At 57.8% G+C, this 26,640-nt stretch carries 29 protein-coding genes; 13 read left to right on the top strand and 16 right to left on the bottom strand.

The window, feature by feature from the left end; all coding sequences use genetic code 11:
• Window positions 1-22: 22 nt before the first annotated feature.
• From dnaG to TX82_RS14260, 3 genes are all read right to left on the bottom strand, one after another.
• The gene (gene dnaG, locus TX82_RS14265) at window positions 23-1,567 is read right to left on the bottom strand and encodes a DNA primase (protein WP_084604048.1); all 1,545 of its coding nucleotides are present in this window, start codon (window positions 1,565-1,567) and stop codon (window positions 23-25) included.
• On the bottom strand, window positions 1,461-1,790 hold the full coding sequence (locus tag TX82_RS15850) for a CHC2 zinc finger domain-containing protein (protein WP_084604047.1): 330 nt from the start codon (window positions 1,788-1,790) through the stop codon (window positions 1,461-1,463). Before TX82_RS15850 ends, dnaG begins: the two co-directional genes overlap by 107 nt.
• A 102-nt stretch (window positions 1,791-1,892) precedes the next feature.
• Window positions 1,893-2,339 carry a GatB/YqeY domain-containing protein gene (locus TX82_RS14260; protein ID WP_005005787.1) on the bottom strand — a complete coding sequence of 149 codons (447 nt, stop codon included), beginning with the start codon at window positions 2,337-2,339 and terminating at the stop codon, window positions 1,893-1,895.
• 287 nt (window positions 2,340-2,626) lie between these two features.
• Here TX82_RS14260 and TX82_RS14255 point away from each other — a divergent pair, with 287 nt between their 5' ends.
• Complete coding sequence (locus TX82_RS14255) at window positions 2,627-4,309, top strand: metallopeptidase TldD-related protein (RefSeq protein WP_005005781.1); 1,683 nt, start codon at window positions 2,627-2,629, stop codon at window positions 4,307-4,309.
• Window positions 4,310-4,453: 144 nt separating this feature from the next.
• Here TX82_RS14255 and TX82_RS14250 read toward each other — a convergent pair whose 3' ends face one another.
• On the bottom strand, window positions 4,454-4,870 hold the full coding sequence (locus TX82_RS14250; protein ID WP_005005778.1) for a hypothetical protein: 417 nt from the start codon (window positions 4,868-4,870) through the stop codon (window positions 4,454-4,456).
• Between the two features lie 90 nt (window positions 4,871-4,960).
• Entirely contained in the window at window positions 4,961-5,359 is a 399-nt protein-coding gene (locus tag TX82_RS14245) for a hypothetical protein (RefSeq protein ID WP_005005775.1), read from the bottom strand.
• A 367-nt stretch (window positions 5,360-5,726) separates the two neighbouring features.
• On the opposite strand from TX82_RS14245, the gene TX82_RS14240 reads away from it, so the two are divergent.
• Window positions 5,727-7,139, top strand: coding sequence for a sigma-54 interaction domain-containing protein (locus tag TX82_RS14240; protein ID WP_005005770.1), 1,413 nt, complete (start codon window positions 5,727-5,729; stop codon window positions 7,137-7,139).
• 6 nt (window positions 7,140-7,145) lie between these two features.
• On the opposite strand, the gene TX82_RS14235 is transcribed toward TX82_RS14240, so the two are convergent.
• Window positions 7,146-8,327, bottom strand: coding sequence for an exo-beta-N-acetylmuramidase NamZ family protein (locus tag TX82_RS14235; RefSeq protein WP_005005768.1), 1,182 nt, complete (start codon window positions 8,325-8,327; stop codon window positions 7,146-7,148).
• Between the two features lie 24 nt (window positions 8,328-8,351).
• On the bottom strand, window positions 8,352-9,614 hold the full coding sequence (glgC, locus tag TX82_RS14230) for a glucose-1-phosphate adenylyltransferase (RefSeq protein ID WP_275450605.1): 1,263 nt from the start codon (window positions 9,612-9,614) through the stop codon (window positions 8,352-8,354).
• A gap of 208 nt (window positions 9,615-9,822) precedes the next feature.
• Between glgC and TX82_RS14225 the strand changes: the two genes are divergently transcribed.
• From TX82_RS14225 to TX82_RS14200, 6 genes are all read left to right on the top strand, one after another.
• Complete coding sequence (locus TX82_RS14225) at window positions 9,823-10,128, top strand: hypothetical protein (RefSeq protein ID WP_042251380.1); 306 nt, start codon at window positions 9,823-9,825, stop codon at window positions 10,126-10,128.
• Window positions 10,129-10,369: 241 nt separating this feature from the next.
• Window positions 10,370-11,647: a sialidase family protein gene (locus TX82_RS14220; RefSeq protein WP_005005758.1), complete on the top strand. Its 1,278-nt coding sequence runs from the start codon at window positions 10,370-10,372 to the stop codon at window positions 11,645-11,647.
• Window positions 11,648-11,662: 15 nt separating this feature from the next.
• Complete coding sequence (locus TX82_RS14215; protein WP_005005755.1) at window positions 11,663-12,700, top strand: energy transducer TonB; 1,038 nt, start codon at window positions 11,663-11,665, stop codon at window positions 12,698-12,700.
• Between the two features lie 42 nt (window positions 12,701-12,742).
• The gene (locus tag TX82_RS14210; protein ID WP_005005754.1) at window positions 12,743-13,405 is read left to right on the top strand and encodes a MotA/TolQ/ExbB proton channel family protein; all 663 of its coding nucleotides are present in this window, start codon (window positions 12,743-12,745) and stop codon (window positions 13,403-13,405) included.
• Complete coding sequence (locus TX82_RS14205; protein ID WP_005005751.1) at window positions 13,402-13,788, top strand: ExbD/TolR family protein; 387 nt, start codon at window positions 13,402-13,404, stop codon at window positions 13,786-13,788. The genes TX82_RS14210 and TX82_RS14205 overlap by 4 nt, the downstream gene beginning before the upstream one ends.
• Before the next feature lie 10 nt (window positions 13,789-13,798).
• Window positions 13,799-14,227, top strand: coding sequence for an ExbD/TolR family protein (locus tag TX82_RS14200; RefSeq protein ID WP_005005741.1), 429 nt, complete (start codon window positions 13,799-13,801; stop codon window positions 14,225-14,227).
• A gap of 28 nt (window positions 14,228-14,255) precedes the next feature.
• Here TX82_RS14200 and TX82_RS14195 read toward each other — a convergent pair whose 3' ends face one another.
• From TX82_RS14195 to TX82_RS14185, 3 genes are all read right to left on the bottom strand, one after another.
• The gene (locus TX82_RS14195; protein WP_144079189.1) at window positions 14,256-15,422 is read right to left on the bottom strand and encodes a lipid A deacylase; all 1,167 of its coding nucleotides are present in this window, start codon (window positions 15,420-15,422) and stop codon (window positions 14,256-14,258) included.
• Window positions 15,423-15,763: 341 nt separating this feature from the next.
• Window positions 15,764-17,419: a chaperonin GroEL gene (gene groL / locus TX82_RS14190; protein WP_005005737.1), complete on the bottom strand. Its 1,656-nt coding sequence runs from the start codon at window positions 17,417-17,419 to the stop codon at window positions 15,764-15,766.
• A 36-nt stretch (window positions 17,420-17,455) separates the two neighbouring features.
• Entirely contained in the window at window positions 17,456-17,749 is a 294-nt protein-coding gene (locus TX82_RS14185; protein ID WP_005005736.1) for a co-chaperone GroES, read from the bottom strand.
• 261 nt (window positions 17,750-18,010) lie between these two features.
• On the opposite strand from TX82_RS14185, the gene queF reads away from it, so the two are divergent.
• The 4 genes from queF to TX82_RS14165 are packed head-to-tail and all read left to right on the top strand — an operon-like array spanning window position 18,011 to window position 19,568.
• Window positions 18,011-18,412, top strand: coding sequence for a preQ(1) synthase (queF, locus tag TX82_RS14180; RefSeq protein ID WP_005005733.1), 402 nt, complete (start codon window positions 18,011-18,013; stop codon window positions 18,410-18,412).
• A gap of 40 nt (window positions 18,413-18,452) precedes the next feature.
• Window positions 18,453-18,800, top strand: a complete 348-nt coding sequence (locus tag TX82_RS14175; protein ID WP_005005732.1) for a YkgJ family cysteine cluster protein — start codon at window positions 18,453-18,455, stop codon at window positions 18,798-18,800.
• Entirely contained in the window at window positions 18,797-19,261 is a 465-nt protein-coding gene (locus TX82_RS15445; RefSeq protein ID WP_005005731.1) for an Lcl C-terminal domain-containing protein, read from the top strand. The genes TX82_RS14175 and TX82_RS15445 overlap by 4 nt, the downstream gene beginning before the upstream one ends.
• On the top strand, window positions 19,236-19,568 hold the full coding sequence (locus tag TX82_RS14165; protein WP_005005730.1) for an HNH endonuclease: 333 nt from the start codon (window positions 19,236-19,238) through the stop codon (window positions 19,566-19,568). The genes TX82_RS15445 and TX82_RS14165 overlap by 26 nt, the downstream gene beginning before the upstream one ends.
• A gap of 162 nt (window positions 19,569-19,730) precedes the next feature.
• On the opposite strand, the gene TX82_RS15440 is transcribed toward TX82_RS14165, so the two are convergent.
• Together TX82_RS15440 and TX82_RS14155 are read right to left on the bottom strand one after the other, a co-directional pair.
• Entirely contained in the window at window positions 19,731-20,384 is a 654-nt protein-coding gene (locus TX82_RS15440; protein WP_005005727.1) for a peptidylprolyl isomerase, read from the bottom strand.
• Between the two features lie 69 nt (window positions 20,385-20,453).
• On the bottom strand, window positions 20,454-21,320 hold the full coding sequence (locus tag TX82_RS14155; protein ID WP_005005725.1) for a Cof-type HAD-IIB family hydrolase: 867 nt from the start codon (window positions 21,318-21,320) through the stop codon (window positions 20,454-20,456).
• Between the two features lie 93 nt (window positions 21,321-21,413).
• Between TX82_RS14155 and TX82_RS14150 the strand changes: the two genes are divergently transcribed.
• Window positions 21,414-22,241: a DUF547 domain-containing protein gene (locus TX82_RS14150; RefSeq protein ID WP_005005724.1), complete on the top strand. Its 828-nt coding sequence runs from the start codon at window positions 21,414-21,416 to the stop codon at window positions 22,239-22,241.
• A gap of 77 nt (window positions 22,242-22,318) precedes the next feature.
• On the opposite strand, the gene ftsZ is transcribed toward TX82_RS14150, so the two are convergent.
• The 4 genes from ftsZ to TX82_RS14130 are packed head-to-tail and all read right to left on the bottom strand — an operon-like array spanning window position 22,319 to window position 26,619.
• Window positions 22,319-23,515, bottom strand: coding sequence for a cell division protein FtsZ (ftsZ, locus tag TX82_RS14145; protein ID WP_042252752.1), 1,197 nt, complete (start codon window positions 23,513-23,515; stop codon window positions 22,319-22,321).
• A 23-nt stretch (window positions 23,516-23,538) separates the two neighbouring features.
• Entirely contained in the window at window positions 23,539-24,771 is a 1,233-nt protein-coding gene (gene ftsA / locus TX82_RS14140; RefSeq protein ID WP_005005720.1) for a cell division protein FtsA, read from the bottom strand.
• A gap of 18 nt (window positions 24,772-24,789) precedes the next feature.
• Window positions 24,790-25,698 (bottom strand): cell division protein FtsQ/DivIB, encoded by a 909-nt coding sequence (locus tag TX82_RS14135; RefSeq protein WP_005005719.1) that lies wholly within the window; start codon window positions 25,696-25,698, stop codon window positions 24,790-24,792.
• A 6-nt stretch (window positions 25,699-25,704) separates the two neighbouring features.
• On the bottom strand, window positions 25,705-26,619 hold the full coding sequence (locus tag TX82_RS14130; protein WP_222823023.1) for a D-alanine--D-alanine ligase: 915 nt from the start codon (window positions 26,617-26,619) through the stop codon (window positions 25,705-25,707).
• Window positions 26,620-26,640: the final 21 nt, after the last annotated feature.

Raw genomic sequence — 26,640 nt, 5'->3', positions numbered from 1 at the left:
TAATAAATAGGATGCAAATAACTCAATCGGGTATCAGGGAGAATTGCATTTTCCTCACCTGGCTGTGCAATTGCCGGGAAAGATCGTTGTCCCCGGCCTGCATCGCTTCGTTGCGCTGGCGCCTCAATTTTTTGATTTCGTCCTGGATCGATCTCCTGCGGATATCGAGAATACAGTCTGAAACCGCTTGTTTCAGGTTGTCGAAGGTGAGCGGCGCGAGCCCGATGCGGGTCAGCACGGATTTCACCTCCACATCATCAACATGGTCCAACAGGCGGTGAAGCGCAAGCGGTTGATCTTCATCAATCAATTGGTAAAGAAATTGGGCGGTTTTTCGGCATTCCGGACGTCTGAATCCATCGAGGTCCACCATACGGCGGATTTCCACCGCCGCCTCGGCATCTGCCAGAATGAGGTGGAGCAGGTACCACTCCGGGCTGTGGGCCACAGGCTGTTCGCGTACAGGCGGTTTGACCCGGGGTTTGTTTTCCGCCAGCGTCTTCCTCAGTTCGTCCAAAAGGGCCCGGTCTTCCACACCCACGGTTTCTGCGATGTATCGCACGTATTCACTGCGTTCGACCGCGTTCGTCACTTTGGTGAGAAGCGGCAGGAGACGGTTGATGAGGTCCAGCTTCGCCTCCGGTGTTTTTGGCGGTGCACTCTGAATGGCTTTCTGCACCACAAAATGGATGTAAGGCGGTGCCTGTTCCACCCGCGTCAACAGCGCTCCCGCTCCCTGGTCACGGATGAGGGAATCCGGGTCCTCGCCTTCCGGCAGGGCCACCATGTAGACGTTGAGCCCCTGTTCCTTGAGCACCTCAAACGCCCGGGCTGCGGCCTGGAGACCTGCGTTGTCGGCATCGAACACCAGCACCGCGTTGTGCGTGTACCGTTTCAGCATAGCCGCCTGCTGGGAGGTGAGGGCTGTGCCGCAGGTGGCGACGGTGTTCTGCATGCCCGCCTGCCAGGCGCGGAGCTGGTCGAAATAACCTTCCACGATCAGCACCCGGTCGTGCTGGCGGATGGCACTCTTTGCCAGGTTCATGCCGAACAGGTGGCTTCCTTTTTTATAAACCGGGGTTTCCGAACTGTTCAGGTATTTTGGTTCGCCGTCCCCAAGTACGCGGCCGCCGAACCCGATGACCTGCCCCTGCACGTCGCGGATGGGGAAGATGATGCGGCCACGGAAGCGGTCGTATTCGACACCTTTTTCCTGATTGCGCACGATGAGGCCGTATTTTTCCAGCTGAGCGCGGGTGCATTTGGTTTTCTTTTCGAGGTGCGTTAAAAGGCCCCGCCATTCGTCCGGCACCCAGCCCAGCTGATACGCATCGATCACGCCATCATCAAAGCCGCGCGACTCCAGGTACTTCCGTGCGGGTTTTCCGAGCTGAGGGTGTTTCAGGTTCTGCGCGAAGTATTCGGCGGACAGGGAGTTGACGTGAAGCAGGGTTTCCCGTTCAGACGGCTGGCTGGAGGAACGCAGGGCGGATTCCGGGATGGTGACGTGGTAGCGCGCCGCCAGCTTCCTCACCGCCTCGACGAAAGTGAGGTCCTCCATTTCCATCAGGAATTTGAAGGCATTGCCCCCCCGCACCGCAACCGAAGCAATGATAGATCTGCTTGTCGGGGCTGGCGGTGAACGACGGGGTTTTCTCCTGATGGAACGGGCACAGTCCCTTGTAGTTCTTGCCCGCTTTTTTCAGGTGAACGAAGTCCGAGACCACATCGATGATTTCGGCCCGCTGGCGCACGTCTTCAATGACCTGTTCCGGAATATGCTGTTTCAACGATCACGAACCGACTTCAAGGATTGATGGTTGAGAACCGCCGCATGTGCCCGGGGTTCCATTGCCAAAAGGTTGTGTGGGACTGGGTGCACCCGGGAGGCGTCACCCCGCCAGCATTTCCGTAACAAGAGAGCGAATCTGCTCTCCATCCGCCCTGCCTTTGAACTCCGGGGCGACGACCTTCATCACTTTGCCCATGTCTTTGGGGGATTGTGCGCCGGTTTCGGCGATGACTTCCTGAATGCGCTTTCGCAAGGTGTCTTCTCCCACCTGTTCCGGCAGATAACCTGCCAGAATGACCATTTCCTGCTCTTCTTTTTCTTTCAGATCGGCACGACCGCCTTTTTCGTAAAGCGCCGCGGCTTCTTTTCTTTTTTTTATCTGGGTGGACAAGAGGGCGGTAATTTCTTCGTCCCCAAGTTCTTTGCGGAGATCGATTTCCTTGTTTTTGATTTCAGCGGAAACCAGGCGCAAGGTCTCGACCTTTAGAGATTGCTTTGATTTCAGGGCCACTTTGAGGTCCTGGAGGAGCTTGTCTTTGAGTCCCATAACCCTTTTCAAATAAACAAGAAAATATAGGGCCGGGTGCGGATTTTGTCAATAGATGTCCCGAAAAATGAATATTTTGTCGGTATTTTTCCTACATTTTGGAAAAAATCGATTGATAATATTAGGGTTAGAGGGTTTTCGGAATGGCAGTACCCCCAAAGCGGGGGGCACCTGGCAAGACATTTTTGTGGCCCGGAGCGGACGGCGGTACAATTTGAAACTGTACGCCAAAAGATTGTATTTGTTATGCAAGTTGATTTTCTCGTTGTGAGGGAGGTTGACGGATCTTGAAACGGTATTTCTTTGGAAGCCTCGCGCTTATCTGGGTGGCGGCCGCTTTGCCGGCGAAGGCCGAAACCGGAAACGGCGCAAAAATTTTCCAGGCCATGGAAGAGGAGATGGCCCGCTCGTTGAAAGAGCTCCGGGTGGATGACTTCGGCCCGCCGTATTTCATCAATTACCAGGTACGGCACCACGACCGCGCCGAGGTGGTGGCCACCTTCGGTTCGCTTCTCGAATCGGACATCAAGCAGAAGCAGACGCTTTTCGTGGATGTGAAGGTGGGCGATCCCGAGTTCGACAGTTCGCATCCGCAAAGCCATCAGTATGTCACCGAAGCTTTGATCCCGCTCGATAACCAGGTCGACGCCCTCAGGCGTGCGTTGTGGTATGAAACGGACCTGCGCTACAAGCAGGCCATCGTCAACCTGCTGAAGAAAAAGGGACGATTCATCAGTGGAGTGGAAAGCCACGAAATTGCAGACTTCTCTCCCGGTAACCCGCCGCAGGTGCGGCTGGGACCCGTTCCTGAGTGGAAGCCCCGCATGCAGGAATGGGAAGCCTTGGCGAGAACCGTCTCCGAGCGGTTCCGCAATGCAAAGGACATCGAGAAGTCCAAGGTGAAAGTGTCCGCCAACCGCACCATCCGTTATTACTACGACTCCGAGGGCAATAAGATCCGTGAGGGGAAGCTGTACTATGCCCTTGTCATCGAAGGCTGGGCCCGGTCTCCCGAAGGCGACCGCCTGCATGACGAGGAATCGGTTTACCTGCACGAGGGTGACGCTTTTCCCACAGAGGAAGAACTGATCTCCCGCGCCGACCGCCTGATCGAGGCTCTGGGGAAACTCAAACGGGCGCCGCGCATGGATCCGTACATCGGTCCGGCAATCTTCAGTCCGGACGCCACGGCGGTGCTGTTCCATGAGGCGCTGGGTCACCGGCTGGAAGGCGACCGCCTGCGGCAGGACCGTGACGGCAAAACCTTTCTCAAGAAGATCGGGCGGAGGATTCTACCGGGATTTTTGTCGGTGACGGACAATCCGGAGTTGACCCGTTTTCAGGGCACACCCCTGCTGGGTCATTACCGTTTCGACGACGAGGGCCAGGAAAGCGAAGAGGTGGTGTTGGTGGAAGGCGGCACCCTGCAAAACTTTCTCCTCACGCGCATGCCGGTGCTGGGGTTCAGCCGAACCAACGGCCATGCCCGCGGCGACGGCGTGCACGCGCCCATGTCGCGCATGAGCAATTTCATCATCGAATCGAAGTCGCAGGTGGATGCCCCGACGTTGAAGCGGAAGCTCATCGAGGAAGTCCAACGGCAGGGCAAACCCTTCGGCCTGTTCGTGAAAAAGATCACCGGCGGGGAGACCCACACCGAGGGTGCCGGATTCCAAGTGTTCAAGGGCGAACCATTGTACCTGTATAAAGTATATCCAGACGGACGTGAGGAGCTGGTGCGCGGGGTCGATTTTGTGGGAACACCGCTTTCCATGATCGGAAAAATTATGGTTACCGGGCAGAAGCGGGAGGTCTTGAACGGATTCTGCCATGCCGAGTCGGGGGCAATACCGGTAACGAGCATCGCTCCCAGCGTGCTGTTGCGTGAAGTGGAATTGCAGGGTGCGAAGAAGATGCGCGTGCGTCCGCCGATACTCACACCGCCTGCCGTTTCCACGTCAATCCAATAAGAAAACGGCCGGGAGTTACCTCCCGGCCGTTTTTCAGACCCATCCTTCCCAAACTTCAGGCCGGCTTCCCGATTTTGGGGAAGTTGACGCCTTCGGTTTCAAGATTTAAAACACGGAAAGCCGGCCCAGCCAAACGTCGTTGACTTACTTACAGATGACCTTCAACTTGGCGTTGCCCATCGTGGCGTTCACGATGCGCGCCTCGTCGAAGAGGGGGCCTTTGTTCGGTCCCCGTTCACCCGGAGCCACGGCGAAAATGGAGACGCCGTCTTTTTTGTATCCCAGCGTCTGATTGGGTTCCAACTGGTCCCAATCGTAATTGTCGCCGTTACCCCGGGCGATCCGGACCCGGGCCATTTCATCGCCGCTCAGGTTCTGAACGGTGATGTCCTTGTTGCAAAAGGCTGTGGTCCCAGGCTCCAGGATCATTTCCTCGTTGTTCATGCCTTCCACAAACCAGGGCTCGACGGTCGCTTCACCTGCGGTCAGTGCCGTGCTGGCGCCGAACGTCAGCATGGAACAAATTGCAATGCCGGTAAAAAGCGTTTTCGTCCCTCTCATGAATAACCTCCAATCTGTATTCAATGAAGGGCCCGCGTGAACGGGCCCGGTTTTAAAAGTGTGAGGCCAAACAAGTCAAGCGAAGTTGACTTACTTGCAAAGCACCTTCAAATTCGCACTGCCCATGGTTCCATTGACAATGCGGGTTTCATCCACGTGCTGGCGTGCGCCAGAATCGCTAGAGAAAATCGACACGCCATCTTTTTTGTATCCAAGGGCTTTGTTGGGTTCGATCTGATCCCAGTCGTAGTTGTCACCGTTGCCCCGGATGATCTGGACGTGCGCTTCTTCACTTTCACTCATGTTGTGGACCGTGAAATCCTTGTTGCAGTAGGCCGTGGTGCCCGGCTCCAAAATCATTTCCGCCTGGTTGTAACCTTCAACAAACCAGGGCTCCACCGTCATTTCCTCCGCCCCAGCGGAGTTGGCACCGAAAACCGCCATCGAACTGATCAACGCAAATGCCAAAACCGCTTTCTTGCTATTCATGGAATAACCTCCGTCCTCTCTTATTTATTTGTGATGCTGTTATTAAGGCAGGCTCATTCCCGAAAACGGGAAACCCTCTATGTTCCGAAATAAATACAAATTGGATGCCAAATGGGCAGGTATCCATAACTCTTTGATTTGATTCCCTTTGTTTTTTGGTGACTTGGGAATGGATTGAGGGAATTCGGCGGAATTCCGCCCAAATTGGGTGACCTTTCTGTAAGTTGCTGTTTTTATTAAAAAAAATCCCGGCAAAATTCAGCCGGGTTGACGAAAATTGGCCACCTGTTTGCGGGGTGCTTATATTGATTTTATATCCTTCAATGAAGGAATTTTTCGATCCTTTTGAGGTTTAGGAGTATTGGCAATGAGGTTTGATCTGCACCAGGTTCTCGACTCGGCGCGCGACGGCGTATTTATCGTGGGGCGGGACCATCGGCTGGTTCTGTTCAACCACGCCTGCGAAGAGTTGTACAACGTTTCCCGGCAGGACGTGGTCAACAAAGCCTGCTGGAAACTTTCGGATTTTGAAAAAAGCTGGAAGGAAGCCGCCCGTGCGGGAGGACGCATCTCTTACGGTGAGTTGGGAGCGAAAAAGGAACGGATGGTCCTGCCGCATAAAAGCGGCAAGCAGGTGTGGGTGGAAACCATCTACACTCCCATCCTCGACGAGGAGAACAATGAAATCGCTTACGTCATGGGCGTGATCAAGGACATCACCGAACTCAAGGACATGGAGCGCGAAAAGGAGCGCCTGCAACAGGAAATCGGTAAAATCCGCGGCGAGCTGGGATCGAAGTACGATTTCTCCAGCATCGTCGGCCGTTCCGCGCCGATCATGCAGGTCATGAAGCTTGCGGCGGAAGTGGCTCAGGAAAACACCACGGTGATGCTGGTGGGCGAAAGCGGCACCGGCAAGGAACTGGTGGCCAAGGCCATCCACTACAACAGCCGCCGTGCGGACAAACCGTTTGTCGCGCTCAACTGCTCGGCTTTCCCGGAAACGCTGATCGAAAGTGAATTGTTCGGTTACGAAAAAGGCGCGTTCACCGGCGCGGAAAAAACCAAGCCCGGCAAAATCCAGCTCGCTTACGGCGGCACGCTGTTTCTCGACGAGGTGACCGAGATGTCGCCGGCGACGCAGGCGAAAATTCTGCGCGTTATCCAGGAACGCGAATTCGAACCGCTGGGCTCGGTGAAACCGCAACGCGCAGACATCCGCATCATCGCCGCCACCAACAAGGACCTGGAGGCGCTGGTGAAAAAGGGACAGTTCCGCGACGACCTGTTTTACCGATTGTTTGTGTACCCGATCGTGATCCCGCCTTTGCGGGAGCGGCCGGAGGACCTGGGACCGCTCATCGATCACCTGCTGGAAAAATTCAACCACGACATGGCCAAGCGCATTCAGGGAATCTCACCCGAGGCGCTTGGCATGCTGAAGAGCTATCACTGGCCGGGAAACGTGCGTGAATTGCAGAACGTGATGGAGCGGCTCATGATCCTGTCCAAGGGGGAAGTCATCCAGGTGGAGGACCTGCCGCGTTACGTGGTGGAATCCATGAAACTGAACCACTCCCGCGAGCCGGAGACGAACGACGGCATTCCCCCCGGGTTTTCCTTGGAGGACACGGTGAACCAGTTTGAAGGCCGGATCATCCAGAAGGCGCTCAAGCAGTGCGGGCACAACAAGTCGCGGGCGGCGAACCTTCTGGGTCTGTCGCGCTCGACGTTCCGCTACAAGCTGTCGCGGTTGAAGGGGTTTGAAAACCGGAACTGACGGGCGTCAGTACATCAGGTATTCGCGGCGCAGGGGAAGGAAAGCCTGGGTGTCCGGTTCCCACGACTGCTCGATGTCGAGAAGCGAGAGATTGGCCCCGAGCAAATGTCCACGCAATTCGGGATTGCCGTACAACAGGTCGACCGCAGGGATGTCGGTTATGAATTCATAAGGTTTGTCGCGCCAGGCAAACCGATCCGGGAAATCCTGCGAGATGGCGCGCAGGACAGCGATGCCCGTAATAAGGGGTTTGAAACGTTCCCTGTGCGTCACCTGTAAAAACACGCCCGCGCACAACTCGCCCTGGTGTTTCTGAAATCCCGGTTTGAAAAATTGCGGACGAAACTGCACGCCTGGCAGGTTTTTGCGGTTCAGCCGTTCCGCCAGACGGTAAGCATCGAGTCCCGGTGCGCCGCATTGCTCGAAGGGCAGGGTGGTGCCGCGGCCTTCCGACAACTGCGTCGCTTCCAGCAGGCACATGCCCGGATACACGGTTGCGGTGGATACAGTCGGCATGTTGGGGGACGGCGCCACCCACGGGAGCCCCGTTTCGTCGTACCACATGTCCCGCTGCCAGCCTTCCATGTGCACCACGCCGAGATCGCATCCGATTTCGAAGTGTTCGTTGAACAGGCACGCCAGTTCTCCCGCCGTCATGCCGTGCCGGTTCAGGATGGGGTATTGCCCGACGAAGGATTGGAAACCCTCGCTCACGCAGTTGCCTTCCACCTGGTGCCCGTTGATGGGATTCGGCCGGTCGCACACCACCATGCGCACGCCTGCCTCCCGGCAGGCTTCCATACAGAACGCCATGGTGTAAACAAACGTGTAATAACGCGAGCCGATGTCCTGAATGTCGAACACCACGGTGTCGAGGTCGGCAAACAATTCGGGAGAAGGGCGGAGCGATTCTTCGTCGTGTCCATACAGGCTGTGGATGGAGAGGCCGGTGCCGGGGTCGACCGAAGAGTCCACCGATTCCATGTCCTGCGCCACACCGTAGAGGCCGTGCTCCGGAGCCAGCAGTTTCACCAGCTCGATTTCATCATGTTCCTGGAAATGAATCCAGCCGTAGCGGCCGTCGGCGGCGACGGAGGTGTGGTTGGCCACCAGCCCCACGCGCCTGCCTTTCAGGATATGGGCCGGGTCGGCCAGCAAACGGTCCAACCCGGTCTTGACATGAGTCATGGTGTGCCCGCTTTCGCTCAATCCCTATTTGGATGAGGGAAACTTGTATCCCTTGGGTATTACGATGATATTGGATTCCTTGTCCACATGAAACCGTTTTTCGTCTTCGGCGGGATCGTAGCCGATCACCGTGCCTGGAGGCACATACACGTCCTTGTCGATGATGGCCATGTTGATCTTGCAGTCGGGGCCGATGTGCACGCGGTCCATGAGGATGGAGTTGATGACCGCCGCACTGCCTTCCACCATCACGCTCCGGCCCAAGACGCTGTCCTGCACGATGCCGCCGCTGATGATGCTTCCCTCCGACACCAGGCTGTTCACCGCCTGCCCGCGCCGCCCTTCGACGTTGAATACGAACTTGGCCGGCGGCAGGCCGAAGGAATTGGTCTTGATCGGCCACTTGCGGTTGTACAGATTGAAAATCGGCTTCACGTTGCGCAGGTCCATGTTGGCTTCCCAGTAACTGCCGATGGTGCCGACGTCGCGCCAGTAGCCGATTTCTTCTTCCGTGATGTCCGGTACGCGGTTGGTGGCGAAGTCGTAGGCGTACACGGCGTGGTTTCCATAAACCGAAGGCAGGATGTCCTTGCCGAAATCGTGCGAGGACTCCGCCTTGTCCGCGTCGGAGAACAGCACTTCCGTCAGGAACTTGGCATTGAACAGGTAGTTGCCCATGGAGACGTACGCCAGGTTCGGACGGTCCGGAATGGGCGTCGGGTTTTTGGGTTTTTCCTGGAAACCGATGACCTGCCCCGCCTTGTCCACCTGGATCACGCCGAACTGATGTGCCTGGTCCACCGGAACCGGAATGGCGGAGATGGTGACGTCCGCCTGCTTTTCCGTGTGGTACTGCACCTTCTGTTGAATATCCATGCGGTAGATGTGGTCCGCGCCGAAAATGGCGACGAGATCGTAATCCCGGTCCTGCACCAGGTTGATGTTCTGGTAAATGGCATCCGCCGTGCCCCGGTACCAGCTTTCACCGGTGCGCTTCTGGGCTGGAACGGGCAGGATGAAATGGTCCGGGAGAATCGAACTGAACCGCCATCCTTCCTGCAGGTGCTCGGTGAGCGACTGGCTTTTGAACTGGGTGAGGACGTAGAGGGCGTAGATGCGGGAATTGATGAAATTACTTAGGACGATGTCGATCAGCCGGTACTTGCCGCCGAAAGGGACGGCGGGTTTGGCCCGTTCGGCGGTCAGCGGGTGCAGCCGGCTTCCCTCCCCCCCGGCCATGATCATACCCAGAATTTTCATTGTGTTCGCGCTCCAATTGGTTTTCAGGGAAAGGGGAGGGGGGTGGCCCGGTTGTTCTTATTTTAATGCTTTTGGAATGAATAGCAATCCGCAGGTTTGGGAATTCAACTTGATTTATGGTTGGACGGTTGTATAAAATTGCGCCATGACACTCAAAAGCTGGATCAGTGCAGGCTTAATCTTTTTGGTGTGTTGCGCGGCCACGCCCACTTTGGCGTCCCCGCACGACCATGCCATGGAAAACTCCCCGTTTGTCCAAAAGCAAGGAGCCCATGCCCTGCACTGCGCACTCATGGGACACGATATTCAAAAGCCCTGTCCACACTACCAGAAGCGGGGATTGGGAAATTTGGAATTCAAACTGCCCTGTCATGACAACCCCGCATCGGCAACCGGCTCCGCTCCGGCTCCGGGTGTCTATCTGCCTGCGGCCTCTTTCAGCGCCTGTGCGAATGAGCCTGTCGTGACGCTGGTGCTGTCGCAATCCGGCTTCGACTTCTATCTCCCCTCCATTCCGGAACCGCCTCCCCGGTTCCTCTAAACCCTTCGTTTTTTAAGAAAGCCAGTCCGGCAGGAAAGGGGCCGCATTCCCAACCCGTTTGGTTGGGCGCATCAGGCTTTTCTTGATCAGGCGAAGCAACTCCATCGACGACATCCTTAATTTTGAATTGCTCGAAGTCCCCCGGGTTCCAGCCCGTCGAGGGGCCGTTCCCCTGTGGAGCGGAGTGGAAACCCTTTTGATGGGTTTTTAAGTTGACCCAAAGGTGTTTGGAGGTTTCTTCATGTGGCGCCAGTTTAAAAGACATCTGTATTTCGGAATTTTTCTTGGGGCCGTGCTGTCCGTTTTGGCGGGTACGGAGGGGCAGGCGGAACTCGCCTTTGCCGCGGACAAACCGGGGACTTCCGGTGGCATTATCGAATGGGAACCGAACCCGAAAGCCATCGGCCAGGGCAACAGCGGACAATTGAGCATCAGCGCATCGGAAGCCATCAAGCTCCTTTACGCCGGGAAAGACAAAGGCAAGACCCACATCCTCTATTCGCATTCGCACAACATGGGCGACTCGTTTTCTCCCGGCCGCGCCGTGCATCCTGAAAATGAAAAAGTGAGTTCTCACGGCGAGAACGGACCGCAGTTGGAAACCGGGCCGGGTATTGAAATCTACGCCACCTGGGACGGCAACGGGGACGTGCGCTTCGCCCGGTCCATGGACTTCGGCAGAAATTTTACTGAACCGGTGCGAGTGAACGACGATGAAGGCGAATCCTTCCAGTCGTTTTTCGATACGGAAGTGGGACCCGACGGCGCCGTGCACGTGGCCTGGCTGGACGGGCGCGACAAGAGCACCAACAAGCCGGGCACCTTTTCGCTGTTCACCGCTTCATCCAAAGACCGCGGCACCACGTTCAGCAGGAACGTCAAGATCGCGGGCGACATCTGCCCCTGTTGCCGCCCGGCCATTGCCTTCGGCCCGTCGGGTGAAGTGTTCATGGCCTGGCGCCATGTGGATGAAGGCCACGAGCGGGTGGTGGTGGTCGCTTCCTCCAGGGACGGCGGCAAGACGTGGAGCGATCCGGTACGCGTGACGAAAACAGGCTGGGTCATTGACGGGTGCCCGCATGCGGGGCCGACCCTGCGTTTCATCAACGGCAAACTTTACGTCGCCTGGTACACCGCCATCGACCGCCGCGCTGCGGTGAGGCTTGCAGTGTCGGACGACCTCGGCCGCTCGTTCAAATGGGTAAAGGAAATCCAGGGCGAGGTGCTCGACCCGACGCATCCATACATCGCGGAGTCCAAGGACACGGCGTACGTCATTTTTCAGGGACGCGACCCGAAGCTGGAAGGCGGCTGGGCGCCGGCCAAAGCATGGGTGGTCAGGGCATCGGGCGACGGCGCTCTCACCGCACCGCAGGCGCTGCCCACGAAAGGCAACGGCGTGGCGTACCCGTATCTGTTCATCGGCAACGGCGGACGGGTGTATGCCACGTGGACCGAATTCGGCGAACAGGGGCCGGAGGTCATTCTGTGCCGCGGCCGCCTTCAACCTTTGTCTTGAGGGAGAGAACCGATCATGCACGCTGAAGTAAGACCTCTCATGGACAACGTGAACTGGCCGCGCGCCGTGGTGTGTTCGCTGGCGTTCCACCTGGTGGTGATCTCCGCCCTGCCGTTGATCCAAAGTGACAAGGTGATTCCCGAACCGGAAACCAAAAAAGTGCGGATGACGATTGCGGAGAAGAAACCCGTTCCGGTTCCTCCCAAGAAAAAAGCCGGACCCAAACCCAAGGCATTCCAGCCGCAGGACATGAAGCAGGCCCCCATTCCGGTGAAGATGCAGATGAACCCCGTTCAGCCGATGGCCGTGCCGCCTCAACCGACAGTATCCGCCAAAGTGCAGCCGGTGTCCGCAAAGGCCGTGCATCAAACGCCGATGCTGAAACCGAAGGTGCAACCGCAGGTTTTGAGTCAGCCTGTTGCCACGCGGAAGGCGATGCTCATGGACCGCACCACGCGGCAACGGAAAACGGGACAGGTCATCCATCCGGTGCATCTTGAAACTCCGGTAACGGATTCCAAACCGTCTGCGCAGACCGCCGTCATGCAGACGCCCGTGGCGACCCACGTCAAGACGGCGAAGGTTCAGCCGGTCACGCCGCAACCCCTTTTTGCCTCCAATGAAAATCCCGCGCCGGTCACCGGAGCACAGCCGGTGTCTCATTTTGAAAAGTTTTCGACGGCGTCGGTGTCGCCATCGTTCACCCAGCCGGTGCCGCTGGAAAACTGGGGCGATGGGGGCCTGTCCGAGGAGGAGCGGCGGCGGATTCTGGGACTGTTCGCCCGCGGCATCCAGCAACGGATCGCCGGTCACCAGGTGTATCCGGATGTCGCCCGCCAGCGCGGGGTTGAGGGCCGCACCGTGGTGGCGTTCAAACTGGCGCGTAACGGCAACCTTGTGCACGTAACCGTGGCGCAGTCGTCCGGCTTTGACGTGCTCGATGAGGCCGCGATGAAGGCCATCCGCGACGGCAGTCCCTACGCGGCCATTCCGGCCAAACTGGGGAACGATTCGTTGTCCTTCCAGTTGCCGGTTTCGTTTTTCATCGAGTGACGGCATGAAAAAGAAATTTTTGTGTAAAACAGGAGCGACACCATGACAATGTTTCAATCGGCGATGGACCTGATAACCAAGGGTGGGATCATCATGGTCCCGATCCTGCTTTGCTCGGTGATCGCGGTCGCCATCATCATCGAACGGCTGGTGTACTTCAATAAACGTAAAGAAAACCCGGAAGCACTGTACAAATCGGTGCAGGAAGCACTCCGCAAAAAGAACACGGCAAAAGCGCTGGAGCTGTGCCGCCGATCCCACGGACCGGTGGCGCGGGTGCTGGAAGCGGGCGTGCACAACCACAACGCGCCCAAGTGGCAGTTGGAGGAAACGCTGTCCATGGTGGGGCAGGAAGAAATGGAAAGCATGGAGCGCAACATCAAGGGGCTGGAAGTCATCGCCGCCATCTCACCGCTCATGGGCCTGCTGGGCACCGTCATCGGCATGGTGCAGGCGTTCAACCAGGTGGCGGAATACAAGGGGCAGGTGAACCCCAGCCTGCTCGCCGGGGGCATCTGGGAAGCGCTGTTGACCACCGCCGCAGGGTTGGCCGTTGCCATTCCGGTGCTGGTCATGATGCATTTCTTCGACAAGCGCATTGAGCGGCTGGGCTTCGCCATGGAACGCTTCGCGCATTACTTCGTCCATTCCGTGGAGCAGAACCGCAACGCCGCCGCCTCGTCCAAAACCCTGGTCGCGTCATGAAGATCCGCCGTCATAAAAAGCGGTCGCGCGTCGATCTCGCCCCGCTCATCGACGTGGTGTTTCTCCTTTTGATATTTTTCATGCTCACCTTCGCTGTGCAGGGGCAGGGACTCGACATGCTGTTGCCGAAGGAATCGCAGGCGGCCACGGAGAATCCCGAAAAACCCGTCGTTATCGCCATCAAGCAGGATGGATCGATCACGTTGAACGGAAAGCCTCTTTCTTCTGATGCGTTGTTGAACAAACTCACTCAGGCTTTGCAAACCCGCCAGGACAAACAGGTGGTCATCGAATCGAGCGAGGACGCCCGCTACGAGGTGTTCGTCAATGTGCTGGACATCACCCGGCAGGCGGGGGTGACCGATTACTCGATTGTGATGTGAGAACGAATTCATGATCCGCATCCGCAAAACCAAAGACACGTCCTTCGGGCTCGATATGGCGCCGATGATCAACGTCGTGTTTCTCCTGTTGATCTTTTTCATGCTGACCTCCACTGCCATGAAGCACGGGCAGAAAGTGGACCTGCCGGAGTCGCAGTCGGCGGAAAAAATCAAACAGGACACGGTGCAGGTGAAGGTGTATCCGGATGGGGGCATCGAGGTGAACGGCCAGGCCAACGATCTGGCCGGGCTTCCGGCCGTGTTTGCTCAACTGGCGGTGGATAAAAAAGAGCCGGTGCTGGAGATTCAGGCCGACCGCAAGGCGTCGTTCAAGATCTGCGGTGATGTGATTCGTCTGGCCAACGAGGCGGGCATCCGCGAGTTCGTATTTGCCACCGACCAGCCGCAGGCGGGGGCGAAGGTCCACACGCCACTTTAGCGGTTTCCTTTTTTCCCTTCTTAAAAGTTCAGCGAGGCTGGGGCCAGTAGGTCTGCGGCGGCCGGGTGGGGTCGGGCCGCTTCTTGCTGAAGAATTCCTCGAACAGCGCAAACGAGTCGCGCCAGGTGACGTTCAGGTGCGCGATGTGCACGAGGCGGTCGAGGATGTACTGCGCCCGCGCGTCGGCGGTGAGGTAGATGTTGTTGCCAAGCGTCCAGGTCTTGATGACGCCGACCTCCTGAAAATCCTCCGCCTTGTAAAACGGATCGCCCTTGGCCAAGGGTACGCCGGGCTGGGTGACGTCGCCCCTCGGCGAGTTGAAATGCGCACTGCCGCCTTCCCAGAACAGGCCGTACACGTATGTGTCCCACACCGTGGCAAACACGCGCAGCGCCATTCCTTCCTCATCCACCTGCGGCAAACCGGGGGGATCGTCCTGGTTGACGAGGTAGTGGATGGTGAAGCCGATGTTGTCCAGGAAACTGCCGGGGTGAAGGATCTTGCTGTGGTGGTAGGTGTAGCCTGTGCCGAAGCCGTAGCTCAGGTTGTTCCACACGCCGGGGCCGCTGTTTTTCTGTCCCCCCAGGTGGACCCAGTAGACCTGCGCGTCCACCATGAAGCCGCCCGCCTTCAACTGCGTGTAGTTGCCCGCCGCAAATTTTTCACGTTTTGTCTGCGTCTCCCGTTCCTCCCAGCTCAGCCATGTGTCCTGCAAAATGTGTTGCGTGTCGCCGCGGATCTGGAATCCCTGCTCGATCGGCTCGATGTAACGCAGGTTGTCGTTGAAGAAGGCGTCGTGCAGGGGATGGTTCCGGTCGATGGTACCGGCGGTGAACTGCCAGCCCGGCGCGAATCCCCAGTGCAGGGAAATGATGGGGTCGACCCCCGAGACGCGGTCGTCCTCCCCAAAGGGAAAATCCAAAAACGCGCCGACGTCCACCGCCACGGCAGGCGCGATGGCGTAGCGGAAATAGGTCTTGGTCTGGTTGCCGATCAGGGTGAAACCTTCGTTGATGGCGTCGATGTTCGTGTGTTCCTGGTTGTACACGAAGGTCTTGTTCTCCACCACGAAGTGGAGAGGGGAGTCGGCCCACGCCGGACGCGGCATCGCCAGCAACAAGCATGCGGCCAGCCAAAAAGCCGGAAACTGGAAGGCAGCTCTCAGAAACAATCGAATGAAATTGGGTTTAGACATCAAGACGGTCAGGGGCTCGTAAGCGCCACAGGGGGTGGCGTGGTCCGTAAAGAGCCGTACCTTACCATAAATGCAGGCCTGAACGAGGGTAAAGATGCCGCAGGAAACCCGGCCCGGAGCCCGGCAATCCCTGTCCTCTCCAGCGCGGTGAGTGGTGTCCGTCACTCACCGGTAACTTGTAAGTAATTGATTTTTAAAATTATATTTTATTAGCCGTCAGATGTCAACCGGAATTGGAGAATCCCCCGGTGGATTCCCTCGAATATAACCATCCATAACGGGCAAAAAAAATCCCCGGCCCCAAACGGGACCGGGGATTCTATTCAAAAAGGAGGGGGGGCTTACATCATGCCGCCCATACCTCCCATACCGCCCATGCCACCCATGCCCGGTGCGCCGTGCGCATGGCCATGGTCGTCCTTCTCTTCCGGCAGGTCGGTGATCATCGCTTCCGTGGTCAGCAACAGTGCGGAGATGCTGGCCGCGTTCTGCAACGCGGTGCGGGTGACCTTTGCCGGGTCGATGATGCCTTCCTTCAGCATGTCGACGTACTCGCCGGTGCGGGCGTCGAAACCGTTGGCGCCTTTCAGGCTTTTCACCTTCTCGACGATGACGGTGCCTTCTTCACCGGCGTTGGCCGCGATCTGCCGGACCGGCTCTTCCAGAGCACGGCGGATGATTTTCACGCCCAGTTTGTAGTCGTGAGTGCCATCCAGCTTGTCGAGGGAATTGAGGCAGCGCAGATACGCCACGCCGCCGCCGGGCACGATGCCTTCCTCGACCGCCGCACGGGTTGCATGCAGGGCATCCTCAACGCGGGCTTTCTTTTCCTTCATCTCGGTCTCGGTGGCCGCACCGACTTTGATGATGGCGACGCCGCCGACCAGCTTCGCGAGGCGTTCCTGTAGTTTCTCGCGGTCGTAGTCGGAGGTGGTCTCATCAATCTGGGCGCGGATCTGTTTGACCCGGGACTGGATTTCAGAAGGCTTGCCCTTGCCGTCGACGATCACCGTGTTGTCCTTGTCGATGGTCACGCGCTTGGCGCGGCCCAGGTCGTCCAGGGTGATGTTTTCCAGTTTCACACCGATGTCCTCGGTGATCACCTGGCCGCCGGTCAGGATGGCGATGTCGTTCAGCATGTCCTTCCGGCGGTCGCCGAAGCCCGGAGCCTTGACGGCGCAGACGTTCAGGGTGCCGCGCAGTTTGTTGACCACGAGGGTCGCCAGCGCTTCGCCTTCCACTTCCTCCGCCACGATGAGCAGGGGTTTGCCGCCCTTGGCCACTTTTTCCAGAACCGGCAGGAGGTCTTTCATGCTGGAGATTTTCTTCTCGTGCAGGAGCAGGTAGCAGTCTTCCAGCACCGCTTCCATGCGCTCCGCGTCGGTGACGAAGTAGGGCGACAGGTAACCGCGGTCGAACTGCATGCCTTCCACGATTTCGAGAGCGGTCTCCATGCTCTTCGCCTCTTCGACGGTGATGACGCCGTCTTTGCCCACTTTGTCCATGGCTTCGGAGATGATCTCGCCGATGGCGGTGTCGTGGTTGGCGGAGATGGTGCCGACCTGGGCGATTTCCTTCTTGTCCTTGGTCGGTTTGGAGAGCTTCTGGATGGCCGGGATCACCGCGGCGACGGCATCCTCGATGCCCTTCTTGATTTCCATCGGGTTGGCGCCGGCGGTGACGTTCTTCATGCCTTCGCGGAAAATGGCCTGCGCCAGTACGGTCGCCGTCGTGGTGCCGTCACCGGCGTTGTCGCTGGTTTTGCTCGCGACTTCGTTGACCATCTGCGCGCCCATGTTCTCGAACGGGTTCTTCAGTTCGATTTCCTTGGCGACGGTCACGCCGTCCTTGGTGATCAACGGAGAGCCGAATTTCTTGTCGATGACCACATTGCGGCCCTTGGGGCCCAAGGTCAGTTTGACGGTGTCGGCGAGCTGGTTGACGCCGGACAGAATCTTGTGTCGTGCTTCCTCGTCATATACGATTTGTTTTGCCATTGTATATCGTTCTCCTCAAATAGGGGGTTCGTGGGGTTATTTGCTGTCGATCACGCCCAGGATGTCGTCTTCCCGCATCAGCAGGAAATCTTCGGCGTCGATCTTCACCTCGGTGCCGCCGTACTTGCTGTACAGCACCTTGTCGCCGACTTTCACATCCGGTTTCACGCGTTTTCCGTCTTCACCGATCCGGCCCGGGCCGACGGCCTTCACTCGGCCTTCCGTGGGCGCATCCTTGGCGGAATCGGGAATGATGATCCCCCCTTTTCGGACTTCTTTCTCCCGAATGGGTTGCACCAGAATACGGTCTTGCAATGGACGAATGTTCATAGAACTGTGCTCCTTCCCAAAAAATGATAAACTTGGAATCCAGTAAACTGGATTGGTGATGGTGGGCGTCCTCGTGCAACGCCGCTTTGATCCATAACTTTTTATAAAATAACCGGTTACGGGTTCGGATCTGAGTCAAGTAAGCAAGGGTTAGCACTCTGTGAGGCAGAGTGCCAGAAACGTTGGTCTTATATAATACGCCTTTCTGCAAAGGCAAGGTGTCCGGTCAAAAAAATCAAAAAAATGTTGCGAGTCTTCTAAATGTCAAAAAAACAATCATCTAAAGAGCTGGAAGTGTTCACCAATCCCAATCCGGACCGGGATTACGAGATCAACATGGAGTGCCCGGAGTTCACCTGCCTGTGCCCGAAAACGGGTCAGCCGGATTTCGCCACCATCGACATCACCTACATCCCGGACAAGCTGTGCATCGAGCTCAAGTCGCTCAAGCTTTACCTGTGGTCGTACCGCGACGAGGGAGCGTTCCACGAAAAGGTGATCAACGAAATCCTCGACGACCTGGTGAAGGCCTGCCGCCCCCGCTACATGCAGGTGGTGGGCGAGTTCAACGTGCGCGGCGGCATCTACACCACCGTGTCGGCGGAGCACTACGGCAAAAGCGGAACGAAACGGAAATCGAAAACCAAACGTCCGTCGTCATGATCTGGCGGAGGAGAATTCTATTTTAACTGGATGAGATTCTATGTGGATCAGGGAAGGGGAGTGCCATTCATGCGGCGAGTGCTGCCAGACGGTGAACGTGACTGTGGTGCGGGACGTTACCCTGCGCCAGCACGGCACGGTTGAAGAGTTGGAACGCTATCTAAAATACCGGGGCATTCAACTGGTGGGCGAAGACGTGGACAACAATTGCCTGTTCTACGCCATTCCCATTGCCTGCGACCAACTGACCGAAGACAACCGTTGCCGGGTGCACGGCACGCCGGACAAGCCGCTTCTTTGCATGAAGTATCCGACGGAGCCGGACGGCATCGAACAATGCGGCTACACGTTCCGCCGGGCGACGGTGCTGGACCGGGTGGGTTCATGACGGAACGGTTCGTCGAAAACGAAGACGGAACGGTGACGGACACCGCCACCGGCCTTGTGTGGCAACAGAGTTACCACTACGCTGAGACGGGAAACTACTGCTCGTGGTATGAAGCGAACGAGTACATCGAGCACCTCAACCGCGTTCAACTGGGGGGGCATGCCGACTGGCGTCTGCCGGACCGGCTGGAACTGCAGAGCTTGTACGAGATCGCCCACACGTTCGAGTCGCGTGGACGCACGTACACCCTGCACATCGACCCGGTGTTCGAGTTCGGTTACGGCAGTTGTTTCTGGACGTGGCGTTCGCGCCTGTCGGGAGCGCTGGGATTCGAGTTCGATGCGGGCAACATGCACTGGTACCCGAAAGCCAGTTTTTCCGGCACCGTGCGTGCGGTGCGCGGCAACTTGAATCCTTTTCTCCTCATACAACATCATGAAACGAACGCGCACACCGCGTAGCGGGCGCGCCGAGCCGGGCGGCAAACCCACTCCCCAGCAGATCGCGCGCGAAAAACAGAAGGCGAAGGATCTGCGCCAGTCCACGTGGTGGCGAGTGCAGGTCGATCGCGGTGTGTGCCATTTTTGTGGCGAAACGTTCGACCGGAAGGACTTGACGATGGATCACCTGGTTCCGCTGGCGCGTGGCGGCAAGAGCACCAAGGGCAACGTGGTGGTGGCGTGCAAGTCATGCAACAACGAAAAGAAGTATTACACCCCGGCGGAGATGATTTTAAAAAACAAGCTGGGCGGGGACGTTCAATTCTGACGAGAAAGGAATGCAGTCGGTATGGGAGAAGATAAAATGCTGAAGATCATGGGCTGGGGCACCCTGGTGGTCATCGTCCTTGGCATCGTGCTGTTTTTGTTCAAGACCTGAGCCCCCCGGACAGCAACGTTCCGGGTTCCACCGTTTTCGCATGCAAAAGCTTCAGGTGGGGATGTCCATGCTTTTGGGCGGGGCCTGGATGGTCGGGTTGTCCTTCGCCATGAGGGCTTCGTACCGCGGGTCCACGCTTTCCTTCTTTTCCGCCTCACGCTTGCAGATGCGCGATTCGCACACCAGCACGATGTGGTAACCCAGCTTTGACTGGATGGGTTCGGCGATCACGAACTTCTCGCATTTCAGGATGGCGTCCCTGAGATCCGGAGTCATGATGTCCTCCGACACGTCCATGTTGGGATAAACCCAGTCCAGGTCGCCCCCTATGCGGCGGGTGCGGCAGGTGCTGTATTTTTTGGCGAATTTGGCAAAAAACTTTTCCACCTTGTCCCGGTCGATGAATTCCTTGTCCGGGTCGTTGCTTGGTTCGTTCTCGAGTTCTTTCTGGAAACCGATGATCGTCTGCCGGATCAGGTCCGCCGCTTCCCTGGTCGAAACCAGGATATGGCGCGTGCGCTGTTCCAGCGGTTTGCTGGTCTGGATTTTTGCCTTCTTCGGCTTGAACACCTTGCGCGGCGGTTTCACCGGAGGCTTTTTGGGTTTATCTCCCTCGGCCTTTTCCGGAACCTTGGGTTCCTTCGCGGTCAGGTCCCGTTGGTATATGGTCTGTTCCGGTTCTTGGGGTTGTTCGGTATCCGACATTTCAACACCTCAATCCAGTTTTCTGTTTTTCCAAAAATCGATGTTTCATTTTATCGCAACCCGGTCCGCCTAAGATACCTTTTTTGAAGATCCGTACCACACCGACTCCAGGTAATTCAGGACCGCGCCCTCGGCGTTGCTCCCGATCACTTCATGAGCGGCCTGTTTGACCTCTGGCAGGGCGTTGGCGACGGCGATGGATTTCCCGGCGATCTTGAACATCTCCAGATCGTTCAGGTAATCGCCGAACACCACCACGCGGTTCATGGGGATATCCAGTTGCTCGGCCAGCTGGTCGAGCATGCTCCCCTTGTTGGCCCCCTTGTGAAACGCCTGTAACCAGTAATAACCGGGATGCGCGATGTCCTCGGCGAAGTACAGGTTGAGTTCGCGCGGGAATTTCTGCTTCAGCGTGTCGTGCACGGGTTGCAGGGCATCTGGTGTGTCGATCAGCAGGAATCCGGCGATGGCCTCGTTTTCCAGGAATTCGTACTGTTCCACCCGGTGCAGGCGTCCGTCGCCTTCCAGGCTTTTCAGGTATTCCCGGGAGCCGTGGTTGGTGGCGTTCCGGTAGTACAACCGGTTCTGGCCGCCATATGCGTACACGAAGGGGTCGTCGCTCAGGTGATCGACCATTTCAATCATGGAATGAACGACATGATGTGGAATGAAGTCGCACAACTCCAGGTTGCGCCCTGAATGAAAATCCGTGAGGTACACGCCGTTGAACAAAATGACCGGAATTTCCAAATTCACCTCGCTCAGGATGGGGTGGGTCGACTCGTAACTGCGCGCGGTGGCGATGGTGAACATGAGACCGTCGTCAATCAGACGGTTGAGCCGGTCCGCGGACTCGGCGGAAAACTCACTGTGTGGATCCAGAAGGGTGCCGTCCAGATCGGATACGTACAAACAGTTTTTGGGATCTTTAAACATCGTTTTAGAATAAGGTGTAAGGAATCGGAAAAGCCGGGGACGAAAGCCTGAGACCTGATTTTGAAGCGAACCCCTTATATAGGAGAAGCCCGCATGTATCCGCAACCGGCGCCTGCCAGGAAAGAATCTTCCAAGGTTGCAATCAAATTACCAACCTTACAGCACGGGATCAAGATATTTGCATGCCTTTGTTTTATCTTCATTGGGAGCCCTGCCGCGTGGGCGTTCGATTATGCGGACTGGGACGCGCTTCTGAAAAAACACGTGCGGCCGACCACGCTGGACGGCGTGCGCCTGAACGCTCTTCCTTATAAGGCACTCAAAAACGACCCTGTCTTCAGCAAGGTGGTTCGGCAGTTCGAGGCGGCTTCCCCCGACGAGTTCAAAACGCGCGAAGAAAAACTGGCGTTCTGGATCAACGCCTACAACGTGTTTGCGGTGAAGATGGTTCTCGACCACTATCCCGTGGACAGCATCAAGGATGCGGGCGGGCTGTTCGGTTCAGTCTGGAAAAAACAGGTGGGCACTATCGGCGGCAAACCGATCACGCTGGATGAAATCGAGCACGGCATTCTGCGCAAGATGGGAGAGCCGAGCATTCACATGGCCATCGTCTGCGCGTCGGTCAGTTGCCCCGATATCCGCAAAGAGGCCTACTGGCCGGATCGCCTGGAAGCGCAGTTGACGGCACAGGCGGAGCACTTTCTCATGAATCCGGGCAAGGGCCTGCGTGTCGACAAGGAGCGCAAAACGGTTTTTCTGTCGTCGATTTTTGACTGGTTTCGGGAAGACTTTGAGCCAAAGGGTGGCGTGCGGGAGTATCTTGCACCGTACGCTCCGGAACGCAACCGCGCCGCGTTGAAAGATCCCGGCTACGGCATCGAGTTCATGGACTACAACTGGGATTTGAACGCGCTATAAAAGGAAGGAGGGGCGGGAGGAAACCCTCACTCCTGACCAAGGGTTTCCTCCCCGCCTGGGCTTTGCTTCCTGCCTGGTCAATCCGCGTGTTTGCGGAGAAACGTCGGGATGTCGTAATTAGACTCGTTGGCCACCGAGTCCGGCGACTCCTTGCGGATGGAGGCGGCCAGTTGCCTCAGCCCGCTTTTGCGGAACAGGGGTGGTTTGGGCGCGCTGGGTTGCGGATCGCCGCCCACCACCTTTTTGTATGCGATGGCACTCTCGTGAGGCGCTGCCACCGACCATTCCTCCTCCACCGGCTCTTCTTCCTGCATTTCGGATTTTTCGAATCCCGTGGCGATCACCGTGACGCGCATCTCGCCCTGCAGGTGCTTGTCGATCACCGCTCCGAAGATTATATGCGCGTCCTCGTGCGCGTTCTTCTGGATGAGCGATGCGGCTTCCGTGACTTCGTGCAGTGTCAGGTCGTCGCCGCCGGTGATGTTGATGAGCACCCCTTTGGCGCCGTCCACCGTGGCTTCGTCGAGGAGCGGACTGGAGATGGCTTTTTCCGCCGCTTCCACCGCGCGATTCTCGCCGGTGGCTGTGCCGCCGCCCATGAGTGCCTTGCCCATGCCGGACATGATGGTCTTCACGTCATTGAAGTCGAGGTTGATCAGCCCCGGGATGACGATCAAATCCGAAATGCTGCTCACGGCCTGGCGCAGAACGTCATCGACGTGGCTGAACGCGTTGGTGAGCGGAGTGTCTTTCGAGATGAAGCTCAACAGGCGCTGATTGGGAATAACAATCAACGTATCCACCGAGTCCTTCAACGCCTGCAGCCCTTCCTCGGCCTGCCGCTCGCGCTTCCTTCCTTCAAACACGAACGGTTTGGTGACAATGCCTACGGTCAGTGCGCCTAGTTCGCGAGCGATGTTGGCCACGGTCGGCGCGCCGCCGGTACCGGTGCCTCCGCCCATGCCGGCAGTGATGAACACCATGTCGGCGCCTTCCAGCATGGCGCGGATCTGGTTTTTATTTTCTTCCACCGCGAGGCGGCCCATCTCCGGGTTGGAACCCGCGCCCAGGCCCTTGGTCACCTCCGCGCCCACCTGCACCTTGTTCATGCACGGGGACGATTCCAGTGCCTGCACGTCCGTGTTGACAATGATGAATTCCACACCCTGGATGTGCGAGCGCACCATGGCGTTGACGGCGTTTGATCCGCCTCCGCCGACCCCAACCACCTTGATGCAGGCGGAGTACTCGTTGTCCTGCTCAAATTCAATCAAGCCCATTTGTTCCTCCTTGTTCATTAAAAGAACTCTTCCATCCAGCCTTTCATTCGGCTGAAAATTTTGTCGAACAGATTCCTTCCCTGGAGTTCCGTGTACTTTCCCGCCTTGTAGCAACGGTCTCCGTAAATGATCAATCCCGTGCACGTGGCGTACACCGGATTGTTGACGACGTCGATCAATCCCCCGAGACCCATCGGCGTGCCGATGCGCACCGGCGCCTGGAACACCTCCTCCGCCAGTTCCGCCATGCCCGGCATGGACGCCGAGCCGCCGGTGATGACAATGCCCGACGAGATGTGTTCCTCGAATCCCGACGTCTGGATTTCGTGGTTGAGCATTTCAAACATCTCACGCACGCGCGCTTCGATGATCTCGCTCAGGATCTGACCCGAGACCTTCATCGCCGGGCGGCCGCCGACGCTGGACACTTCGATACCCTCGTCCTCGGCGAGAAGCGCCGAGTAGGCGCACCCGTAGGCGTGTTTGATCTTTTCCGCTTCCGCGTTCGGCGTGCGAAGGCCGATGGCGATGTCGTTGGTCACCTGCGCCCCGGCGATGGCCAGCACGGAAGTGTGTTTTATCGCGCCCTCGTAGAAGATGGCGAGATCGGAGGTGCCGCCGCCGATGTCGATGAGCGCCACGCCCAGTTCTTTCTCGTCGCTGGAGAGCACCGACTCGCTGGATGCGAGTTGCTGGAGTACGATGTCCTGCACGCCGAGCCCGGCCTTGTTCACGCACTTGACGATGTTCTGTGCGGAGGTGACGGCGGCGGTGACGATATGCACCTTCGCCTCCAGCCGAACGCCCGCCATGCCGAGCGGTGTCTTGATGCCGTCCTGGTTGTCGACGATGAACTCCTGCGGCAGAACGTGGATCACTTCGCGGTCCAGCGGGATGGCGATGGCCTTCGCCGCATCGATCACGCGGTCCACATCCTGCTGGTTGATCTCCTTGTTCTTGACGGCGATGATGCCGTGGCTGTTCATGCTCTTGATATGGCCGCCGGCGATGCCGACGAACACGGACTCGATCTCCGTGCCCGCCATCAGTTCGGCTTCCTCCACCGCGCTTCGAATGGATTCCACGGTGCCGTCTATGTTCACCACCACGCCCTTGCGCAGACCACGCGATGGCGACTGGCCGAGCCCGATGATTTCGATTTCACCCTGCGGGCTGACCTCGGCGATGATACAGCAGATCTTGGTGGTGCCGATGTCGAGGCCCACAACGTAATTTTTCTTTTTGGACATGTGCGGGTTTCCCTCCTGTTAGGACTTCTTGATCGATGTGTCCGTGCCGCTCTCCCACGGTTCGTCGCGGACCACCACGCGGCCCGCAAACGACAGGTCAATGAAGCGGGCCTTGCCGATGTCGGACTGCAATGCTTCCAGAACCACTTTGAAATTGTCGAACCCCTCCACCAGACGGTCCACGGCCATGCGCAAAGATACCTGTCCGGACTTCGAGGTGAAGATGAGATGATGCGGCTGTGTGAAACGCACGGCATGAAACGGTTGTTCACGGAAAGCCCCCAGTTGATTGAGTGCGTTCATCGCCTTGAGGCCCGGCACCACCCAGTCGATGTGTACCGGTTTGCCCAGTTCCACTTCACCGAGCGTCCCCGCCTGGATGAGCGGCAGGTCACTGTACACGCCTGAGTCGGGTGCGATCAGCACACCGTACGGGTCCATCAAATAGGTCTGTTCCAATTCCAAACGTGCGTAGGGCGTGCGTTCCTGAACATGAATATGCAGGCTCTGCGGCAGTTTGCGGATCGCCGACACGTCCTGCACCCAGTGGTTGAGGCGGATCGGTTTGAGCACGCCATCGATGTCGGCGTGAAAAATGTTTTCGCCGAACACCGGTTGCGCCGCCATATACAGGTGTTCCGCGTCCACCGTCTTGTTGCCGTGGAAAGTGATGCGGCTGATGCGGAACTGCGGCGCCGTTGTGAAAAACTGGTACGCGTGGAACAGGCCGTACATCAACACAACCGCGAGCAATCCTCTGGCGCCCCAGTCGAGGCCGAGTCGCAGTACCTTCCGCGCATTCACCTCACGCTTGGGGCCGGTGCGGTAACGCACGGCTTTTTTCTTCTGCCGTTTCGACCTCTGCGTGTGTGCGCGCTTCCAGCCGGAAGAGCGGTTCTGTGGTGATGTGGTGCTGTAATCGACCATTCTGCGTCAGTCCATGTAGTCGCGCGTGGCGCGTTTCAGAATTTCAAGTACGAGATCGTCAAAACTCATTCCGCCTTCCTTCGCCGCCATGGGCAGAAGGCTGGTCGGCGTCATTCCGGGAATCGTGTTCATCTCCAGCACGTACGGCACGCCGTCGTCGTCGAGAATCACATCGACCCGCGGGAAGCCGCGTCCCTTGAGCGCGCGGAACACGGCGATGGCCACCTGCTGGCAGGTTTCACGCTCGATGCCGCTCAACTCCGCCGGGCAGATGTATTCCGTCTTTCCCTTCGTATACTTCGACTCGTAGTCGTAGAACCCCGACTTCGGCCGGATGTGCACGATCGGCATCGGCTTTTCGCCGTGCATACCGATGGCCAGCAGTTTGCCATCGATGTACTGTTCGACCACAACCTCCTCCGTGTAGCGGAACGCCAGCTCCAGCGCTGCGTCGAACTCCTCCGCCTCGCGCACGATGGTGACACCGAGGCTCGAGCCCTGGTCCGACGGCTTCACCACCACCGGCAGGTCGAGATGACGCTGAAACGCGTCGCGCTCTGGTTTCCGCACCACCTGGTAGGCGGCGGTGGGAATGCCGTTCTGCATGAAGACCTCCTTCGAGGTGACCTTGTTGTAGGCCACCGCACTGCCCAGAACGCCGGACCCGGTGTACGGAATCCGCGCGTATTCCAGCAGGCCCTGGATGGTGCCATCCTCGCCGTAGGTGCCGTGCAGGGCGATGAACGCGAGATCGATGCCCGCGTCCTTGACCTGCGTCCACACGTCGTGCGTGACGTCGATCTCCACCGCCGTCAGGCCCAATCGCCGGATTGCCTGCATCACTTCGCGGCCCGTGGTCAGGGAGACTTCCCGTTCTTTTGACAGGCCGCCCATCAGGACGCCGATGGTTTTTCCGTTCAAAGACTGCAAGCGCTACCGGCT

The sequence above is a fragment of the Nitrospina gracilis 3/211 genome (assembly GCF_000341545.2).
Classification (GTDB): Bacteria; Nitrospinota; Nitrospinia; order Nitrospinales; family Nitrospinaceae; genus Nitrospina; species Nitrospina gracilis.
The sequence above is the reverse complement of the archived record's forward strand: the minus strand, read 5'-3'. Positions and strand labels throughout refer to the sequence as shown.

Excerpts from the sequence above, each read along its gene's own strand:
- dnaG (WP_084604048.1), bottom strand. The coding sequence starts at position 1,567 with ATGGAAATGGAGGACCTCACTTTCGTCGAGGCGGTGAGGAAGCTGGCG.
- TX82_RS14260 (WP_005005787.1), bottom strand. The coding sequence starts at position 2,339 with ATGGGACTCAAAGACAAGCTCCTCCAGGACCTCAAAGTGGCCCTGAAA.
- TX82_RS14250 (WP_005005778.1), bottom strand. The coding sequence starts at position 4,870 with ATGAGAGGGACGAAAACGCTTTTTACCGGCATTGCAATTTGTTCCATG.
- TX82_RS14245 (WP_005005775.1), bottom strand. The coding sequence starts at position 5,359 with ATGAATAGCAAGAAAGCGGTTTTGGCATTTGCGTTGATCAGTTCGATG.
- TX82_RS14240 (WP_005005770.1), top strand. The coding sequence starts at position 5,727 with ATGAGGTTTGATCTGCACCAGGTTCTCGACTCGGCGCGCGACGGCGTA.
- TX82_RS14235 (WP_005005768.1), bottom strand. The coding sequence starts at position 8,327 with ATGACTCATGTCAAGACCGGGTTGGACCGTTTGCTGGCCGACCCGGCC.
- TX82_RS14225 (WP_042251380.1), top strand. The coding sequence starts at position 9,823 with ATGGAAAACTCCCCGTTTGTCCAAAAGCAAGGAGCCCATGCCCTGCAC.
- TX82_RS14220 (WP_005005758.1), top strand. The coding sequence starts at position 10,370 with ATGTGGCGCCAGTTTAAAAGACATCTGTATTTCGGAATTTTTCTTGGG.
- TX82_RS14215 (WP_005005755.1), top strand. The coding sequence starts at position 11,663 with ATGCACGCTGAAGTAAGACCTCTCATGGACAACGTGAACTGGCCGCGC.
- TX82_RS14210 (WP_005005754.1), top strand. The coding sequence starts at position 12,743 with ATGACAATGTTTCAATCGGCGATGGACCTGATAACCAAGGGTGGGATC.
- TX82_RS14205 (WP_005005751.1), top strand. The coding sequence starts at position 13,402 with ATGAAGATCCGCCGTCATAAAAAGCGGTCGCGCGTCGATCTCGCCCCG.
- TX82_RS14200 (WP_005005741.1), top strand. The coding sequence starts at position 13,799 with ATGATCCGCATCCGCAAAACCAAAGACACGTCCTTCGGGCTCGATATG.
- TX82_RS14195 (WP_144079189.1), bottom strand. The coding sequence starts at position 15,422 with ATGTCTAAACCCAATTTCATTCGATTGTTTCTGAGAGCTGCCTTCCAG.
- groL (WP_005005737.1), bottom strand. The coding sequence starts at position 17,419 with ATGGCAAAACAAATCGTATATGACGAGGAAGCACGACACAAGATTCTG.
- TX82_RS14185 (WP_005005736.1), bottom strand. The coding sequence starts at position 17,749 with ATGAACATTCGTCCATTGCAAGACCGTATTCTGGTGCAACCCATTCGG.
- queF (WP_005005733.1), top strand. The coding sequence starts at position 18,011 with ATGTCAAAAAAACAATCATCTAAAGAGCTGGAAGTGTTCACCAATCCC.
- TX82_RS14175 (WP_005005732.1), top strand. The coding sequence starts at position 18,453 with ATGTGGATCAGGGAAGGGGAGTGCCATTCATGCGGCGAGTGCTGCCAG.
- TX82_RS15445 (WP_005005731.1), top strand. The coding sequence starts at position 18,797 with ATGACGGAACGGTTCGTCGAAAACGAAGACGGAACGGTGACGGACACC.
- TX82_RS14165 (WP_005005730.1), top strand. The coding sequence starts at position 19,236 with ATGAAACGAACGCGCACACCGCGTAGCGGGCGCGCCGAGCCGGGCGGC.
- TX82_RS15440 (WP_005005727.1), bottom strand. The coding sequence starts at position 20,384 with ATGTCGGATACCGAACAACCCCAAGAACCGGAACAGACCATATACCAA.
- TX82_RS14155 (WP_005005725.1), bottom strand. The coding sequence starts at position 21,320 with ATGTTTAAAGATCCCAAAAACTGTTTGTACGTATCCGATCTGGACGGC.
- TX82_RS14150 (WP_005005724.1), top strand. The coding sequence starts at position 21,414 with ATGTATCCGCAACCGGCGCCTGCCAGGAAAGAATCTTCCAAGGTTGCA.
- ftsA (WP_005005720.1), bottom strand. The coding sequence starts at position 24,771 with ATGTCCAAAAAGAAAAATTACGTTGTGGGCCTCGACATCGGCACCACC.
- TX82_RS14135 (WP_005005719.1), bottom strand. The coding sequence starts at position 25,698 with ATGGTCGATTACAGCACCACATCACCACAGAACCGCTCTTCCGGCTGG.